Origin of the sequence: Pediococcus claussenii ATCC BAA-344 (assembly GCF_000237995.1) — a bacterium.
Classification (GTDB): Bacteria; Bacillota; Bacilli; order Lactobacillales; family Lactobacillaceae; genus Pediococcus; species Pediococcus claussenii.
Window position 1 is genome coordinate 1 of sequence record NC_016636.1, and the last position, 17,830, is coordinate 17,830.

A 17,830-nucleotide genomic window follows, 5' to 3' on the forward strand; every position below is an offset into this window, starting at 1 on the left:
AATTTGTAATCATTAGGAGGTACAGCATGGGAAATGAAATTATTAAATATGATCCAGAGTTAAATACCATTCCACTTCGAAAATTTACTCCAGTTGAAATGAATTTATTTTTTTCGATTATTTCTCGTATGCGTGATAAGAGTGATCAGACCATTCGTTTTACTTTTGATCAATTAAAAGAGCTAAGTGCTTATAAACCTACTGCAAATAACCGTTTTGAAGATGACATTCAGAGAACTTATGAAAAAATGATGGGATTACATTTTGGTAGACGAAGTAAAAGTGGATTAACTCGAGAGTTTTTTGTTTTGTTTACAGAATTTAAAATTGATGGAGATGCAGAAGAACCTTATGTAGACGTAAAAGTTTATGAACGTGCTTTACCCCTTTTAAACAAGCTTGAAAGTTGGGTTCGTTATGCGTTGGCAGAGTTTAGAGATTTAAAAAGTAGTTACGCAAAAACAATGTTTCGGTTACTAAAACAGTTCAGAACCACTGGATATGCTTATTTTTCTAAAGAAGACTTTTTTGAATTACTAGATATGCCCAAAAGTTACTGGAATAGTCCCTCTAACGTCGATAAATTTGTTATAAAACCCATTAAAGAAGAATTAACTCCTTTGTTTAGAGGATTAACGGTTAGAAAAAAATATGGTAAAGGGCGTGGGAAACCAGTTATTGGCTATTCGTTTACCTGGAAACCAGAAAAGAAAGATGCCAATGATTTCTCACAAGGCCAATTACAAGATGAGCGTCAAAAGCTTTTTAATATTCAGCATAATGGTGAATTAACAGAGCAGGAAAAATGGCGCGCCATTGACAAGGTTAAGGGGTTAACTTTAGGCTCTACTGAGAAACAAGCATTGGCTGATAAACAGGCCGAGCACGATAAAAAAATAAGAGATCAAGCAAGACAAGAAGCACTTGCTGAACTCCGAAAGGGGTTTGGAAATCATGCCTAAAACTATTAGAGAACTTGCTGATGAATTGGGCGTTTCAAAGCAGGCTATATGGCAAAAGATAAAAAGAGATGCGTCAATCGATTTACGTCAATTTACATCAACAAAAGGCAATACTGTTTACGTTGATGTTGATGGGCAAAAAGCTATTAAAGCAATGTTCTCAAACGATTCATCAACAAGATACCGTCAACAAAAAGATGATGTTGACGACAACAAAAAAGATGCGGTTGATGGACAAGATGAAGTGAAATTCCTTCGAAATTTAGTATCAGAATTTCAATCTGAAAAGAAAGAGTTACATAAGTTACTAGATCAGCAACAAAGATTGGCCTTACAGGACAAACAACTGCTCGAAGAATACAAGGCAGAAATTAAGGACTTGAAAGCCTTAACGATGGCACCGCATGATAATAGTGAAAAAGAAGTGACGTCAGACAAACAACCGGAACCTGAAAATAGCACCCCGGAGTCACAACCTAAACCTAAAAAGTGGTGGCGTTTTGGTAAATAGTTACAACTAAAAAAGAAAAGAAGACTAGTTAAATACCGGAAGATAAATTTGAACAATCTGTAGCTGCCAAGCTAAAGGGTGAGGGCTGGGACTGTCCCACAGATTATTCTGGTGGGTAGATTGTAAAATTAATCCGAACGCTGTTCGGACAAAAAAGATCAGCTTCCTTTAAAATGGTGTTTACCACAAACCCATCTTTTAGGAGCTGATCTTTTGTCTAGTATAACCTATTCCGAACGAATTAAAATCGAAACCTTTTGTGAACTAGGGCTGTCCAATATCCAAATGGGCGTTCGGATTAATTTTAAAATCTACCATAAGTCTACCGATTTTTTAATATTATTTTATTCATCAATTTCCGGCGCCGACCCAAGCTCTGCCTGAATCATCCAGATTTTCTTCTCAATTGCGGTTTTGAGACCAATGAAAATATCTTGGGTACTGAAGTCTTTTTCAACATCGGATACTTCAATGCCGTGTTGGTAAAGGTCTTCCAAGTAACGATAGCCATCAACTAAGTGTGCGAGGCGTTCTGGGGTTGTTTTGTCCCATTCACCAGGCCAGTCTTGAATCTTAGTGTTTTCGGCCATTTCTTTTAAGGTGGAGTAAGGACTGCCATCAAGCGCAATCAGCCGTTCAGAAATGACATCGAGTTGGCTGTCAATTTCTTCCATGAACTCATCCATCAAGGGGTGCAACTTCAAAAAGTTGGGTCCACGCATGTACCAATGCGTCTGATGGATAATCATTGACATCTGGCTCAAATCGGCAACGAGTTGATTTAATACTGCTTTGGTTTTCGTATATTTCATTAGATTGGTCTCCTTTCGATATGGTTATTATAACTTAGTGGTAGCTTAATCTGAAACGTTATACACTGGCAAATTAAGTTATTTATAGCCCGTAGAATTAAGTCGTTTTGAAAAGATGGAGACGTTATATGGAAGATTGTAAAATTAATCTACAATTGAATTTTATTTACCTTATGAAGATGTTCAAAACGCGTTAAAGGAAAGTGCGCAAACCCCTTTATACGTAGAAAGGATGAATGGGTAGTGGGTAACAATGAGTGTAAATTAAATAAGGCACAAAAAAGGATGCTTAAGGATAAAGAAATATATAATCATTTCAATTTAGAAAATATTTCCAGTTCCATCAAAACGGAGCTAAACAAGATAGTGCATGACATCGATGACTAATACTTTAACACCAAACAGAAAGGGGCTATGAATATATAGGGTCTATACTAGATAATGGACCCTATTTATTGAAATGGGAGAGTAATTTTTTCAAAGAAAAGGGGGTAAAAACTATGATTAAAAAAGGCATTACAAGAGTAATAATAAAAGTAATGAATTCTTGGAGTTCAATTTTTTCAACGTTACCAGGGTAACTTTTGGGAATCGGAATTAAAAAGTCGAGGAAGATTGGTAAATATACAATGCTATTAACTATTACAACACTACTTATTCCGATTACGTAATGAACCATAGAAAAAGTTAGGACTTGATTGTGTCTGAAGTATTTTTTTTGAGCCTGCTGTACAGTTTTTTTCCTAGTTACAATGTCATGCCTTGCAGCGTTGAATAGGAGTGAAAAGCCTATTAATGCAACAATTATTAATATAAAGCCGAATGAATTGGTAACTCCAACTTCTGAAGTGAAATTTAGAAAAAAAGGGCCCAAATATTTGGAGATGAACCAACTAGATAAAATTGAAATAATAATTGTAAGAATGTTTTTAAAATAGCCATTTTCAATGATAGTATCATTTATATGGTCACATAAATATAAAAAATCAATTGTTATGAGAAAAAAAACAACTAATATTACGATTAACCATGAGTACAAGGCTGATTTAGCACCTCTTTCTATTTTTTAGATAAAAGTAAAAAACTAAAATAAGTAAAATGATAAACTAATATATATAGTTTATCATTTTGCTTATTACTTTCTATGCGTTTTGTTCAATTAACTTGCGAAAAGCTTTAGCGGCGTCTTTTGCTTCACTGTCAGTATAAGAAGGATATTTTTGTAATTTAAACTTTTTAAAAGCCAATAAAGCGGTTTTATAAGCTGCACCCCATGAACCTGTACCACCTTTTAAAAGAGTATATGTGTCGTTCTGTAGTGAATCAAGGTCATCATCAAAACGATTACTTAGGTAAGAATTAAAGCGAACGGAGCTTTCATTACCGGTGTAATAAGTTTTAATAATTTTGGATATAGTTTGGTTGTTTTGCGAATGGATTGTACTGTAAACGTTAAGTGCATCCAAATCGTCAACCAAATCTTCCCTTCCAAATTGCCCTTTATTACCTACATATGCAGTAATTGATTCATAAAAAGAGCCGTATTTTTTCTGGTTAAGATGAGCATCTTCTATACTTGTTAAAAGATCTCCACACCAGCCCCCAAGGTCCTGAATTCCTGAGGCTGACTGTGGTTCTCCCCAAAATAAAAGTGCGTTTAAAGAAGCCATCATGTGTGGTAAGCCAATTTTTATGCCAGTAGTACTATCATAAAGAGTTTCGAAGTCACTTTCTTTTGAAACATGTAATGCTGAGTTTGCGAATGCTAACCAGCTAGTATTTAATCCACCGGCCAAGGGTGCCCAACTTGGTGAAGAATAGGAAAATTGTCTATAAAATTGGGTAACAAGTTGTTCAGCAGGTGTTGAAGAGCTTTCACCGCTGATATAACTATATGCCTGGTCTTCTACTTGTTGCAGTTGGGTAAAGAAAGCAGCGTTAGGATTTATATTAACTTTGGTAACTTTAGAAACTCCGTTATCTTTACCAGAGACAGCAACTTGATCCATATCAATCCCTGTTGAAGCTCCAGTAAATTCATTGAATTGATCAAAGCTCCAATTTTCAGGCATTTTGAACCCTAAATTTCCGCTCCATCCAGAAGACATATCAGCAACAAAACTATACTTAACTAAGTGGTTTACATGCAAGCACGCATTGCGTGTTCCATAAATACCTGCTTTATATTCAGTTGATCCTATAATACCAGTAATACCCTCGAAATAGGGGACAACCGTACTACTCATGTTTCCATCTTGAATATCAACATCAACGGCAAAATAGATAACTGTCCCACTTGGTAGGCCAAGCTGACGTGCAGTATTAACGGCAATAGAAGCGTCTGCGAAACCTTGCTTGCTATTAAAATAACTTTCTTCATAACCTCCATCTTCGTAAATCGGAAAAATCTTAAGGTTAGCATCTAATAGCAGTTTAACTTCAGTGTTAGTCAAATTTTTATCTCGTTTATCAGCACCAGTCCCGACGCTTCCTGTCAAATAACGGCCGATAATGTTATAGCCAGCTGCTTTCAGTGATTTAGCCGTAGCAGCTGATGTGATTTGAGTAGCCATGTCGACACCATCTGAAGATCGGTTAGTGTTACCATTACTAGTTAATAAGCCTTTGATCACAGTTAGGTCAGCAGTTGAAGTATAAGGAGGCAACTTCATGAATTTTCTAAAGGAAACTATACCGTCGGCAACATTTTGTGTAAATTGGCCATTGAAGGCGCCTGAATAGAAACCATTAACGTAAAGACCATATTGAATAATTTTAACGATTGCCCCAGTTGCGCCAGAATTAACAGTTGGTGTTTTATTGATCGTACCAGGACCATAATAACCATTAGCAGTTCCAGTATCCATACCTTCCACTGACTGCAAAGCATAAATCAAAGCAGTGTTCGTATCCCTTTGATAAATTCCATCACATGGTAAAATACCAGTGTAAGCTTGATAATCATGATTAAGCTGTTGTTGCATTGAACGGATTTTAGCGTCCCCACCAGGAACTAAAACAAACGCGCTCATTGTCAACAAGGCTTTCATAATATCCGAGTTTACATTGGCGCTGGTGTCTTTGATACCGGCGTCTTTTTTTAATTCAACGACAGCAGCAGCCGTGTTAGTAGTAAATTCTCCGGTAAAGTCTTCAGGGTTGATACCCTTACACCAAAAGCCACCTTGGATTATTTTAACAACATTGTGCTTAAAGCCAGTTTTAACTTTATTAGCAAATTGAGTATCCCATTTAGCGGCAGTTGAAGGGCCAAAATTATCAACTAGATCTGTGATACCTAATTCGTGTTGCAGGGCTCTAGTTAACCCATAAACTGTGTTCCAACCAGTATTACCGTCCTCGGGTACTTTACCAAAGCCAGAAACTTTACCGTAAGTTTTGTTGAGCCAGACTTGTGTTTCTTTTACCATTTCATCCATACATAAATCGTCCTTTCTGTGTTGTTTAGCAACCATAAGCGCCTACAACGAACAAGCTATCAAATGAGTAAGCAGTTTCTGATTCAACCTCCTTAAAAATTATTTGCTCAATATTCGAACACACGTTCGAGTAGACGGCTTAATTTTAGCACAGAAAAACAAGAAAACAAATTTTTGTCGGATTATTTTCGAACAAAAAAGATCTTCCAGGAAAATGGGAAGATCAAGTAAGCTATATATTTTTAAGGGCCCATTTTTACCAAATAGCCCCTTGAAAACATTGTTAAAATAACCCCCAATATCTATAATGTAGATATTGGGGGTTATTCTTTGTTTTTATCAATAAATAACATCTGCTTTTTAGAAAAATTGTTGGACCTTTGTACTAATTGAACTAATTTCTTGCCGAGATAAAGTGGACACAACTTCGCCATCTGATCGTTTTGTTGGATCGACAGCACGGACATGTTGCAATAACGCTGTCCCGTGAATTTTCCCGTTATCTATCCTGATAAATAACGGCGATTTAGCATACTTTTCTTGGGTACGATATTTGTCAGAGGTACTGATTGGCACAACTAGCACCGTATTAAAATAGCGATTATAGTGATCGTTGCTTACAACTAAACACGGTCGCTTTTTCTTAGTTTCAGTGCCTTTAGCCGGATCTAAATTAATCCATAAAATAGCGCCTTGTTTTAATTTCATTAATCAAAGTCTTCGCTTTCCACATCTTTACCCCAATCAACTTCTGTTGTACTGAGATTTCCAAACTTTTTTTCTTGTTCATCAACAAGTTGCCATAGATCCGGTTTACTACGAACAATCATTACTTTACCATTTGGTTCAATCTGCCATTCAATTGTATCAGTAGACCGAACCTTTAACAGTTCACGTACTGTTTTAGGAATTGTAATCTGATTTTTACTTGTGATCTTTGAGCTAACCTTAGTTACATTACCTGCACTCACAATATCATCTCCTTACTTTTTCCTTACAAAAAATAATAACATAACTGCTTTAATATCTCAAGAAAAGGAGAAAAGACTATGCAACAAGTTGTCCTACCCATCAAAGATTCAAATGTTCTCAAAGAAGTTCAAGATACGTTACTCAATAATTTTAAAGCTGGCCGTCGTAACTATACAATTTTTCAAGTTGGTAAAGCTACGCTACTAAGAGTCAGTGACGTTATGTGCTTAAAACAGACCAATATTTTTAATCCGAACGGTTCCATTAAACAAAATGCGTTTATTCATGATAAAAAAACTGGTAAACCTAATACCTTGTATCTTAAACCGGTTCAAACAGACCTTTTGTTGTATCGTCAATGGCTGCTTGATAATCAGTTACAATCTGAATGGCTCTTTCCTTCCATTCAACACCCAGAACGACATATCACGGAAAAACAGTTCTACAAAATCATGAGCAAAGTTGGCGATCTTTTAAGTATTAATTACCTTGGTACCCATACGATGCGCAAGACTGGAGCTTATCGAGTTTATACGCAATCTAATTATAATATTGGTTTGGTTATGTACTTATTAAATCATTCAAGTGAAGCGATGACTTTAGCTTATTTAGGCTTGGACCAAGCAAGTACCGAAACTATGTTAGACCAAATTGATTTTGGTTAGAATTGGTTATTTTTTAGTTGTTGCCGAAGGCAACTTCTGAGACAGATTTTAAGCACAAAACCTCTACTAAATTTTGGTGGAGTGTAAGTGCGCCTTGACCGAGCCTTGACCGAGATTTGCTCAGTTTGCGGACTCACATAGATTTTCTATGTGTAAGTGCGCATTAAACTCATTTCATTCCGTTTAATGACGCTAAAAAATAGCTAACTTTATCATTGAAATAAAGGTTGTTTTTTAGTTCAATGCGCACTTATACACAACAACTAAAGTTGATTGTGCTTATACTAAAAAAAGTTGTATTAGATTTCGCTGCGCTCAAACAAATCTTTTTAATTGCTTTACACCGTTTTTCTTTCTAAACTTAATTACCATCTTTGAATAACTAACTATAAAAAGATGCCTTTAATTTAAACCTGAAATAATTAGCTAATGTTAGGAGTAACTCAGATGGACGAAAAAAAAGTATTAAAGCCAATTGATGAAATGCTTGCTGATCCTTGGCAAGTTGATATTCAAGAATTGTTTGAAGTTTCTGTCAATGAACCTGATGAGATCAAAAGGAACTTGTATGATTCCTTATACACTTATGTTTTGCAAAAAAGGCAAGAAGATATTATTAGTCGTCCAGGTTTCGTCATTTAGCCCTCTAAGAGCCTGCTGAGGGCTTTTTATTTTTCCTTTGGCATAAATATATATAAACAGTCTTAAAACCGCTAGAAACGAGAAATAAGGCCCTTAAAAACGAATATAGCAGTTAAAGTCTTGCTAAGATTTAGAAAAACTAACTGTTTGCTGTCAATGGTAGCGGACGAGCGCAGCGTGGGAGCATAAGGAATTGACAGCTCTAAACCAGTCTTAACACTGAATTGGCGAAAGCCAAAGTTTCTATAAAACTTTGCTTTCCTGCCTAACGGCGAGTTAAAAAGCAGTCAAGCTGGCTCAGCTTGGACGGGGTGCGGGGCGTCAGCGCCCGAATTAATGTGGCTTGCCACACCTTTTAAGCAACGAACAGCGTGAGGCGCAAGGAGCTGTGCGACTGGAGTTTAATGTGAGCCGGTTTTTGGCTCACTCCGTTGTGTTTTTTGTTTTAGGTTTGTATCTCGTACAGTGGTGCCTCTTATATACCTCTTTTATAAACCTCTTTTAAACCTCTTTTAGACCCCTCTTGAGCCTTACTCTCCCAGGGAATACAGGAGTTTATAGATAGAGTTTTGTCTGTTTATAGATAGAGTTTTGTCTGTTTATAGATAGAGTTTTGTCTGTTTATAGATAGAGTTTTGTCTGTTTATAGATAGAGTTTTGTAGTATTATATATTCATAAAACCATATTCATTAAAAGAGGTGCTTCATTTGAGTAATGAAATTGTTAAATATGATCCTGAATTAAATACAATCCCACTTCGAAAATTCACCCCTGTTGAAATGAATTTATTCTTCTCAATAGTTTCTAGAATGCGTGACAAGGGTGACGAAACTGTAAGGTTTTCATTTGATCAATTAAAAGAATTAAGTGCATATAAACCTACCGCAAATAACCGATTTATTGACGATATTGAAAGTACTTATCAAAAAATTTTAGGCTTACGCTTTGGAAGACGTAGTAAAGATGGGCTGCATCGTGAATTTTTTGTTATGTTTACCGAATTTGAGATAAACGGCCATGCTGATGATCCTTATGTTGATATTAAAATTTACCCCAAAGCTATAAAATTATTAAATGAGCTGGAAAGTTGGGTTCGTTATGCTTTATCAGAATTCAGAGATTTAAAAAGTAGCTACGCAAAAACCATGTTTCGGTTACTAAAACAATTTAGAACTACTGGGTACGCTTACTTTTCAGTTGCAGACTTTAACGAGCTATTAGATGTCCCTAAAAGCTATAAAAGTAGCAATATAAATCAATCCGTTTTAAAACCCATCAAAGAGGAACTTACGCCTCTTTTTAGAGGCCTAACGGTTAGAAAAAAATATGGTAAAGGCCGCGGGAAACCAGTGATTGGGTATTCTTTTACTTGGAAGCCTGAAAAGAAAGACGCTAACGACTTCTCACAAGGTCAATTTCAAGATGAACGTCAAAAACTCTTTAACATTCAGCATAATGGTGAATTAACAGAACAGGAAAAATGGCGCGCCATTGACAAGGTTAAGGGGCTAACTTTAGGCTCTACTGAGAAACAAGCATTGGCTGATAAACAGGCCGAGCACGATAAAAAAATAAGAGATCAAGCACGAAAAGAAGCACTTGCTGAACTCCGAAAGGGGTTTGGAAATAATGCCTAAAACAATTAGAGAACTTGCTGATGAATTGGGCGTTTCAAAGCAGGCTATATGGCAAAAGATAAAAAGAGATGCGTCAATCGATTTACGTCAATTTACATCAACAAAAGGCAATACTGTTTACGTTGATGTTGATGGGCAAAAAGCTATTAAAGCAATGTTCTCAAACAATTCGTCAACAAGATACCGTCAACAAAAAGATGATGTTGACGACAACAAAAAAGATGCGGTTGATGGACAAGATGAAGTGAAATTCCTTCGAAATTTAGTATCAGAAATTCAATCTGAAAAGAAAGAGTTACATAAGTTACTAGATCAGCAACAAAGATTGGCCTTACAGGACAAACAACTGCTCGAAGAATACAAAGCAGAAAACGACAGATTAAAAGTTCTCAAAATGCCCTCACAGGAAACAGAATTCAAACACTTAGACAATCAATATAAAGATGAAGTGAACGCTCTTAAAGAGAAGTTGGAAAATTTGCAGGAACAAATCAAAGTTCAAAAAAGGATAGAAGAACAAGAAAAACCAAGAAAATGGTGGGGACTATGGCGAAAATAGATGATTCAGTTAAAAAGAAAGTTCCAGAATTGCGATTTAAAGGATTCACGGATGAATGGGAAGAGCGTAAGTTAAAAGATATAGCTCAATTTAATCCTAAAACAGTTCTTCCAGATGAATTTGAGTATGTAGACTTAGAAAGTGTTGTAGGGACTGAAATGATCTCGCATAGAACTGAATCTAAAGATCAAGCACCTTCAAGGGCACAGCGTCTTGCACAAAAAGGCGATGTGTTTTATCCCTAGATTGCATAATTAAAGTTACCACCCAGAAAATGTGAAAAAAGACCTGTCCGTTCTTGCTAAAATGGTGTTTGCATAACATACCATCTAGAGAGAAGGACAGGTTCCATGGCCATTATAACCTTAATTGAACGATCTCAGATAGAACTGATGCAACACCACACGATTCAATACATCGCCGCGACCTTAGGCCGCTCTCGTATTTCTATTAGGCATGAGCTTCACCGTTGCCCTGAAGGTGATTACTGCGCCATTATAGCTCAGGATCATGCCGATACTTGTCGGCATCGTTGTGGTCGGCACTCGATTTTAACGCCTAAGTTGAAGCGGATGGTAACTGAGAAGCTAAACCTAGGTTGGTCCCCTGAAATGGTCGGTTATGCCGTTCACTGTGCGCCACACACGATTTACCACTGGATTTATCAAAGACAAGTCGATTTTCAGCCAAGCCAACTCTTTGATCACGGTAAACGTCATAAAAGAAGACAAGACCTTCGGTCGCGCTATAACCAAGCAGTAGGCACCTCAATTGAGATTCGCAGTGAGTCAGCTAATCAGCGAACCGAAAAAGGACATTTAGAGATGGATACAGTTCGCGGTGGTCGCGGGTCAAAGGCTGCTGTTTTGACCATTGTCGATCGGGTGACACGTTTAATGGCGACAACTAAGCTTGAAAACTTATCACAAAATGCTGTTCTTAAGGGATTTGCAAGACTGATGGTGGACTTTCCGGGTCCGGTTCGATCAGTGACGGTTGATCACGGTAAAGAGTTTTCCTGCGATCAGGCGCTTACAAAGCGCTATCGGATACCGGTTTACTTTTGCCACGCCTATCACCCGAATGAACGGGGCACAAATGAACGGTTCAATCGAGAACTTCGCTACTATTTCCCGAAGGGAACACAGTTTGATCAGGTTTCAGAGACCGATATTCAACAAGCCACAGCGCTTATCAATAACAAACCTAGAAAATGTCTCCGTTGGCAAACCCCAGTTCAAGCAGTGAGCAAGCCTCTTTCTAGGTGGTAACTTTATTATTGCAATCTAGGTATCAGACGGTTCGCCCATATCAAATGAATAACTATTTATATGATTTGCCTTATGATAACTATGTTTTCTCAACTGGTTATGCTCAAATGCGTCCTAACATTGATAGCTATTTTTTATTAAATAGTGTTCAAAACAAGCAATTTGTTCAACATGTTTTAGATAGAAGTACAGGGACTAGTTATCCAGCGATTAATTCAAGTGATTTATCAAATATTGAAATTCATGTACCGTCCAAACTTTCAGAACAACAAAAAATAGGGGCATTTTTCCAAAGTATAGACGACACTATCGCTCTTCATCAACGTAAGTTAGATTTGCTCAAGGAACAGAAAAAAGGCTATTTGCAAAAAATGTTCCCTAAAAATGGTGCCAAAGTTCCTGAATTGCGATTTGCGGGGTTTGCTGACGATTGGGAAGAGCGTAAGTTGGTATCAATGACGAATTACAAGAATGGTAAGGGGCATGAGGATAAGCAATCTACGATCGGAAAACTTGAATTGATAAACCTAAATTCTATCTCTATTTCAGGTGGTTTAAAACATTCGGGTAAATTTATTGATGAAGCAGATGATACCCTCCAGAAAAATGATTTAGTCATGATTCTTAGTGACGTTGGTCATGGTGATTTGTTGGGACGTGTTGCATTGATACCGGAAGATGATAGGTTTGTACTTAATCAGCGTGTTGCTTTATTGAGACCAAATGCGACCGCTGATCCACAATTTCTGTTCTCCTATATCAATGCACACCAATATTATTTCAAGGCACAAGGAGCTGGAATGTCACAACTGAATATCTCTAAAGGCAGTGTAGAAAATTTCATTTCTTTTGTTCCGATAATTGAGGAACAAAAGAAAATAGGTACCTTCTTTAAACAGTTAGACAACACTATCACTCTTCATCAACGTAAGTTAGATTTGTTGAAAGAACAGAAAAAAGGCTTTTTACAAAAGATGTTTGTTTAGGGTCTATAACTATCAAATAGCCCCTTTAAAAACTGATTAAAACAGCCCCCATTATCTATCGATTAGATAACGGGGGCTGTTTTTGTGTTAAGTGGTATAATAGGTTCTGGTGCAAAGTTGAAATTAAGCGTAGATCAAAGCGTGCATATTAACGTCTCCCTATTGACATAATTACTTTTAGTATAATCATTACAGCGGGCACGAGCAATTCATATCAGTTGTCAGGTTTCTTAAAACTCGTTAAGCTTAAGTTACCAAAATTTTAATGGAGGCTGATAAATCATGACAAACAAATACGATTACGATGTGTTATACATTGGTGCGGGTCACGCCACGTTTGATGGCGCCGCACCACTCGCCAAGACTGGTGTTCGCGTCGGTGTGATTGAGAGTGGTCTGATTGGGGGCACCTGCCCTAATCGTGGTTGTAACGCCAAAATCACTCTTGATGAACCTGTCAAATTAACGCGGGAAGCAGCACGCCTCAATGATATTTTGAGCAGTGCACCAACCATTAATTGGACGGCCAACGTGGCCCATAAACAAGAGATTATTGATCCCTTACCGGCAGGCCTGACAGCTCGTTTGGAAGATGGTGGCGCAACGATCATTCATGGTCATGCCACGTTCAAGGACGCTCACACCGTTGTCGTTGATGATCAGCAAACCATTACCGCTGAAAAAATCGTTATTGCGACTGGTTTAAAGCCCCATCGTTTAGATATTCCGGGGACCAAGCTCGCCCACAATAGTAGTGATTTTATGAACCTTAAACGGTTACCACAAAGTATCGTCATCATTGGCGCAGGCTATATTGGTATGGAATTTGCCACCATCGCTAACGCAGCCGGTGCCCAAGTGACAGTCATGTTACATGGCGACCAGGCCCTCCGTGATTTTTACCAACCATTCGTTGCACAAGTGGTTGACGACTTAACCGAACGTGGGGTAACCTTCATCAAAAATGCCAACGTGCAAGCATTTACCAAACAGGATGACCAGTTCCAAGTTAGTTATGGCGACCACCAGCAATTAACGACCGACTGGATCCTAGATGCGACTGGTCGAATTCCAAACTTAGATAGCTTAGGCTTAGACCGGATTGGCGTCAAATATGACCGCCACGGCGTTTATGTCAACGACCACTTACAAACCAACGTTCCTAACATCTATGCAGCCGGTGATGTCCTTGCCAATGACTTGCCAAAGGTCACACCTGCAGCCTACTTTGAGTCCAAATACTTGATGCGTTTGTTCTCTGGTCAAACCAGTGCTCCCATTGACTATCCGGTAATTCCATCGGTCGTCTTTACTTCACCACGAATTGCGCAAGCCGGCATGAAAATACCGGCCGCTGAAAAGGCCGGCTTAACCGTTAGTGATAACGATTTAGCAGATTACTGGTATTATCAAGTCTCCAAGGAACCGATTGCCGCTAGTAAACAGGTCCATGACCAAGACGGCCATCTCGTTGGCGTGACTGAAATCAGTGATCAAGCTGAAGATGCCGTCAACGCACTACTGCCAGCTATCGAATATCAATTAGACCGCGAACAAATCGACCGTTTGATTGGTATTTTCCCAACCATCGGCTACGCAGCTTGGCACCGGGCTTAAAACAGAAAACTCTGCTGCGACCGCCGCTTGATTAATCCCTTATTAATAACCAGAGCCGCCAATGACGCCCGCTCATTGGCGGCTCTGGTTATGTTCGTTCCATTACTTTAGAAACCAACTCGGGCCTGCACATCAAGCATACTGACCATGCTATAATTGCGCCTATCTCAACGATTGAAAGGTTGGTCCTAACAATGGATGTGGATGCTCAAAAATTATTTACCTTAGTAGATGCTGCTCATAATCAGCCGATTACCCATCAACCATCCGATTCCTACCGCCAAGCACTACTGGCAGCTGCAATCGACCTAAATAACAACGTTTCGCCACAGCAAGTAACCATCCAGCTATATCAAGCCTATTATCGTAACTATATGGTCCCAATGACTCTACCACGCCAGCATCGTGACCTCTACCAATACGTTCACACCCAATTACAGCGCCTCACGCGCAAAGAACAGCGTCATATGGCACTTGGGTATGGTCTGATTGCGACGCACCTAACATTTGGTCCCTTGAACTGAAATCAAGGTACTTACACGCATTGCGCTAGTTATCGTTTAGTATGAAGCATGATTAAACCGTACCATTATCAAGGTCGAAATAGGACGCGCATCGGCTGACGAATAAACAGCCCATCTTTTTAGCACGTTTTAATCATAAAAATAGACCCTCAAAAACATTGAAAGAATAACCCCTAATATCTATAATGTAGATATTGGGGGCTATTTGTTTTTATATGGTATAAATGACTTCTTTTATTCGTCATTTTTTCGATACCTTTTGGAACGATTTTGACCAGGAAATAAACGATCATGCGATCCTACTCGAATGCCAATTAAGACTAGTTCATCTGTATCAATCGTATAAACAACCAGAACATCGTTAGTTTCGCTTGGTGTTTTGTTTTTCGGGGTGTCTCGTAAATGAAATTCATTATAGCCGCTCATTCGCCGATTAAGCTCATGATCTTCAAATTCTGGTGGTAATTGTTGTTGCTCAAGCAACAGGTCAATGGCTGCTCGAACTTCATCAATAATAGATTTGTCTAAACTGGCTAGCCGTTTTAGATCAGCATTAAAGGTTGCACGTGGTTTAAATCTTAGTTTTTTCATTATTTAAACTGACCCCAATAATCATCATCTGATTCAACAATTTCATCGTCAGGTAAAACATGGCGTTTAATTAACTGATCACGTGCAATTGCATATTCTAACGAACCTTCTTTCGCTTTTAATGCTCTTTCTAGCCAGTCCATTTTTTCTTGTGAAACGATGGCCACTGCGCGACTATTTGAACGAGCAATATAAACGGTTTCGTCTTCGTCATTAACTTGATCTAAATATTTTTTTAGGTTAGCGCGAAAATCGCTCTGTGTTAGTGCTAATGTCATATTTACCACCCTTTCATTGTACTTAATATTGTACTTTAATTTGTACTAAAAATCAATTTTTTAAGGAGCTAAAACTATGCAACAAGTTGTCTTACCCATCAAAGATTCAAACGTTCTCAAAGAGGTTCAAGATACCTTACTCAACAACTTTAAAGCTGGCCGGCGTAACTATACAGTTTTTCAAGTTGGCAAAGCGACACTGCTGCGAGTCAGTGATGTCATGCGCTTAAAACAGGCCGATATTTTTAATCCGGACGGTTCTATTAAACAAAATGCGTTTATTCACGACCGAAAAACTGGTAAACCTAATACCTTGTACCTTAAACCTGTTCAAACAGAGCTCTTATTGTACCGTCAATGGCTACTTGATCATCAGCTGGATTCTGAATGGCTCTTTCCTTCCATTCAACACCCAGAACGCCATATCACGGAAAAACAGTTCTACAAAATCATGAGCAAGGTTGGCGATCTGTTAGGAATTAATTATCTAGGGACCCATACGATGCGTAAAACCGGGGCTTATCGCGTTTACACGCAATCAAATTATAATATTGGCTTAGTCATGAATTTGCTCAATCATTCCAGTGAAGCAATGACTTTAGCTTATTTAGGCTTAGACCAGGCTAGTACTGAAACGATGCTGGATAAAATTGATTTTGGTTAGGAGGCTGGCTTTATGGATTTAGATTTTAAATCAAACAAGTATGATCTTTTTGATGATTGGCATCAAAACAAGACTAAACAAGAGTTTACACAAAAGTTGCAGCAACAAGCTCAAATTGAAAAAACACAATTACCGCAATTATTGTCGCGTGAAGATTTAAAAATTCGTTGGCAGATGAACTCTCGTCAAAGTGTTCATCAAGTTGCTAGTAAGCCTGATTTTCCGCAACCCGTTTTTAACTTTAATCATGGCAAGACGCCGCTTTACTTAGCAACTGAAATTCAAATTTTCGAAATTAATCACCCTTGGGTAATAACTCCCGGTGCCCGTCTTGCTTATAGTCATTGGATCCTTCGTAATGTGATTGATTAATCTTAAGATTTAACTCTAGGTTTGTGATAGTTGGCGTTAGCCTTCTAATACAAATAAACCCCATCAAAATGGGGTTTAAATCTACCCTTGACACTTGTCAAGGGTGTAAGTGCGCATTGACCTAGTTTCACTCGGTCTGCTGATAACCATAGAATCGATTTTTTCCGTTGTTGAATGGAATGTATTCTTAATTCAATTTATGTTTGCACCTAACTAGGATTGTTATGTTTTAAATATTTAAAAAGTGTTGCAGATTACGCTGTTTTAAGCCAAAATTTTTTAATTGCTTTGTGCAGATAATCTTTATAAGCTTGGTAACAAATTTTGAATAACGGTGCTGTAAGATCTGTGAATTTAAACTGAAAGCATTATTTTGATGTCAGGAGTCATTAAGATTGACGAAAAGAAAGTATTAAAATCAATTGATGAAATGCTTGCTGATCCTTGGCAAGTTGATATTCAAGAATTGTTTGAAGTTTCTGTCAATGAACCTGATGAGATCAAAAGGAACTTGTATGATTCCTTATACACTTATGTTTTGCAAAAAAGGCAAGAAGATATTATTAGTCGTCCAGGTTTCGTCATTTAGCCCTCTAAGAGCCTGCTGAGGGCTTTTTATTTTGTTTTGGCATAAATTATATGTAAATATGCTTAAAACTGCTGAGAATTGAAAATAAAGGCCTTAAAAGGGACATAGCAGTTAAATTCTTATTATGTTTTAGAAAAGCTAACTGTTTGCTGTCAATGGTAGCGGACGAGCAAAGCGTGGGAGCATAAGGAATTGACAGCTCTAAACCAGTCTTAACACTGAATTGGCGAAAGCCAAAGTTTCTATAAAACTTTGCTTTCCTGCCTAACGGCGAGTGAAAAAACGGTCAAGCTGGTTCAGCTTGACGGGGTGCGGGGCGTCAGCGCCCGTATAAATGTGGCTTGCCACACCTTTTTAGGCAACGAACGAAGTGAGGCGCAAAGAGCGTAGCGAATGGAGTTTAATGTGAGCCGGTTTTTGGCTCACTCCTTTGTGTTTTTGATTTTAGGTCTTGATCTCGTACAGTGGTGCCTCTTATATACCTCTTTTATAAACCTCTTTTAAACCTCTTTTAGACCCCTCTTGAACCTTACTCTCCCAAGGCTTATAGAAGTTTATCAAGTAGGTTTTGTCTGTTTATCAAGTAGGTTTTGTCTGTTTATCAAGTAGGTTTTGTCTGTTTATCAAGTAGGTTTTGTCTGTTTACCAAGTAGGTTTTGTCTGTTTATCAAGTAGGTTTTGTCTGTTTATCAAGTAGAACTATAAAGTTGACTACTTGATAAACATAATCTAAAATT

The 17,830-nt window shown here is 38.0% G+C and carries 19 protein-coding genes and 2 pseudogenes; 15 read left to right on the forward strand and 6 right to left on the reverse strand.

Going from position 1 to position 17,830, the window contains the following annotated elements; all coding sequences use genetic code 11:
- Positions 1–26 precede the first annotated feature (26 nt).
- The 3 genes and pseudogenes from PECL_RS08960 to PECL_RS10055 all read left to right on the forward strand — a co-directional run.
- The gene (locus PECL_RS08960) at positions 27–962 is read left to right on the forward strand and encodes a replication initiation protein (protein ID WP_001748065.1); all 936 of its coding nucleotides are present in this window, start codon (positions 27–29) and stop codon (positions 960–962) included.
- Complete coding sequence (locus tag PECL_RS08965) at positions 955–1,473, forward strand: helix-turn-helix domain-containing protein (protein ID WP_001748066.1); 519 nt, start codon at positions 955–957, stop codon at positions 1,471–1,473. The genes PECL_RS08960 and PECL_RS08965 overlap by 8 nt, the downstream gene beginning before the upstream one ends.
- A 213-nt stretch (positions 1,474–1,686) precedes the next feature.
- A pseudogene (locus tag PECL_RS10055) lies at positions 1,687–1,776 on the forward strand (IS30 family transposase); the annotation flags it as partial.
- Between the two features lie 41 nt (positions 1,777–1,817).
- Here the strand turns inward: PECL_RS10055 and PECL_RS08970 are convergent.
- The 4 genes from PECL_RS08970 to PECL_RS08990 all read right to left on the reverse strand — a co-directional run bounded on the left by PECL_RS08970 (position 1,818) and on the right by PECL_RS08990 (position 6,696).
- Positions 1,818–2,285 carry a Dps family protein gene (locus PECL_RS08970; RefSeq protein ID WP_003587210.1) on the reverse strand — a complete coding sequence of 156 codons (468 nt, stop codon included), beginning with the start codon at positions 2,283–2,285 and terminating at the stop codon, positions 1,818–1,820.
- A 1,142-nt stretch (positions 2,286–3,427) separates the two neighbouring features.
- Positions 3,428–5,725, reverse strand: coding sequence for a glycoside hydrolase domain-containing protein (locus tag PECL_RS08980; RefSeq protein WP_014271901.1), 2,298 nt, complete (start codon positions 5,723–5,725; stop codon positions 3,428–3,430).
- Between the two features lie 360 nt (positions 5,726–6,085).
- Positions 6,086–6,433 (reverse strand): type II toxin-antitoxin system PemK/MazF family toxin, encoded by a 348-nt coding sequence (locus tag PECL_RS08985; RefSeq protein WP_001748061.1) that lies wholly within the window; start codon positions 6,431–6,433, stop codon positions 6,086–6,088.
- A complete protein-coding gene (locus tag PECL_RS08990) occupies positions 6,433–6,696 on the reverse strand; it encodes a type II toxin-antitoxin system PrlF family antitoxin (RefSeq protein WP_001748062.1) in 264 nt (87 codons plus the stop codon). The genes PECL_RS08985 and PECL_RS08990 overlap by 1 nt, the downstream gene beginning before the upstream one ends.
- A gap of 78 nt (positions 6,697–6,774) precedes the next feature.
- Here PECL_RS08990 and PECL_RS08995 point away from each other — a divergent pair, with 78 nt between their 5' ends.
- The 9 genes and pseudogenes from PECL_RS08995 to PECL_RS09035 all read left to right on the forward strand — a co-directional run bounded on the left by PECL_RS08995 (position 6,775) and on the right by PECL_RS09035 (position 14,599).
- On the forward strand, positions 6,775–7,362 hold the full coding sequence (locus tag PECL_RS08995; protein ID WP_001748063.1) for a site-specific integrase: 588 nt from the start codon (positions 6,775–6,777) through the stop codon (positions 7,360–7,362).
- Between the two features lie 429 nt (positions 7,363–7,791).
- Positions 7,792–8,004 carry a hypothetical protein gene (locus tag PECL_RS09000; RefSeq protein ID WP_014271902.1) on the forward strand — a complete coding sequence of 71 codons (213 nt, stop codon included), beginning with the start codon at positions 7,792–7,794 and terminating at the stop codon, positions 8,002–8,004.
- A 708-nt stretch (positions 8,005–8,712) separates the two neighbouring features.
- A complete protein-coding gene (locus PECL_RS09005; protein ID WP_014271903.1) occupies positions 8,713–9,642 on the forward strand; it encodes a replication initiation protein in 930 nt (309 codons plus the stop codon).
- Positions 9,635–10,201 (forward strand): helix-turn-helix domain-containing protein, encoded by a 567-nt coding sequence (locus PECL_RS09010; protein WP_014271904.1) that lies wholly within the window; start codon positions 9,635–9,637, stop codon positions 10,199–10,201. Before PECL_RS09005 ends, PECL_RS09010 begins: the two co-directional genes overlap by 8 nt.
- On the forward strand, positions 10,189–10,446 hold the full coding sequence (locus PECL_RS10060; protein WP_041534805.1) for a hypothetical protein: 258 nt from the start codon (positions 10,189–10,191) through the stop codon (positions 10,444–10,446). Before PECL_RS09010 ends, PECL_RS10060 begins: the two co-directional genes overlap by 13 nt.
- Before the next feature lie 105 nt (positions 10,447–10,551).
- Complete coding sequence (locus PECL_RS09020; protein ID WP_014271905.1) at positions 10,552–11,472, forward strand: IS30 family transposase; 921 nt, start codon at positions 10,552–10,554, stop codon at positions 11,470–11,472.
- Positions 11,473–11,492: 20 nt separating this feature from the next.
- A pseudogene (locus PECL_RS10310) lies at positions 11,493–12,458 on the forward strand (restriction endonuclease subunit S); the annotation flags it as partial.
- Positions 12,459–12,740: 282 nt separating this feature from the next.
- A complete protein-coding gene (locus PECL_RS09030) occupies positions 12,741–14,075 on the forward strand; it encodes a dihydrolipoyl dehydrogenase family protein (RefSeq protein ID WP_014271906.1) in 1,335 nt (444 codons plus the stop codon).
- Positions 14,076–14,269: 194 nt separating this feature from the next.
- On the forward strand, positions 14,270–14,599 hold the full coding sequence (locus tag PECL_RS09035; protein ID WP_041534806.1) for a bacteriocin immunity protein: 330 nt from the start codon (positions 14,270–14,272) through the stop codon (positions 14,597–14,599).
- A gap of 234 nt (positions 14,600–14,833) precedes the next feature.
- Here PECL_RS09035 and PECL_RS09040 read toward each other — a convergent pair whose 3' ends face one another.
- On the reverse strand, positions 14,834–15,190 hold the full coding sequence (locus tag PECL_RS09040; RefSeq protein ID WP_014271908.1) for a type II toxin-antitoxin system YafQ family toxin: 357 nt from the start codon (positions 15,188–15,190) through the stop codon (positions 14,834–14,836).
- Positions 15,190–15,468, reverse strand: coding sequence for a type II toxin-antitoxin system Phd/YefM family antitoxin (locus tag PECL_RS09045; protein WP_003586674.1), 279 nt, complete (start codon positions 15,466–15,468; stop codon positions 15,190–15,192). The genes PECL_RS09040 and PECL_RS09045 overlap by 1 nt, the downstream gene beginning before the upstream one ends.
- A 76-nt stretch (positions 15,469–15,544) precedes the next feature.
- On the opposite strand from PECL_RS09045, the gene PECL_RS09050 reads away from it, so the two are divergent.
- From PECL_RS09050 to PECL_RS09060, 3 genes are all read left to right on the forward strand, one after another.
- The gene (locus PECL_RS09050; protein ID WP_010012550.1) at positions 15,545–16,132 is read left to right on the forward strand and encodes a site-specific integrase; all 588 of its coding nucleotides are present in this window, start codon (positions 15,545–15,547) and stop codon (positions 16,130–16,132) included.
- Between the two features lie 12 nt (positions 16,133–16,144).
- Entirely contained in the window at positions 16,145–16,504 is a 360-nt protein-coding gene (locus PECL_RS09055; protein ID WP_014271909.1) for a hypothetical protein, read from the forward strand.
- A 376-nt stretch (positions 16,505–16,880) separates the two neighbouring features.
- Positions 16,881–17,093, forward strand: coding sequence for a hypothetical protein (locus tag PECL_RS09060; RefSeq protein ID WP_014271910.1), 213 nt, complete (start codon positions 16,881–16,883; stop codon positions 17,091–17,093).
- Positions 17,094–17,830 lie beyond the last annotated feature (737 nt).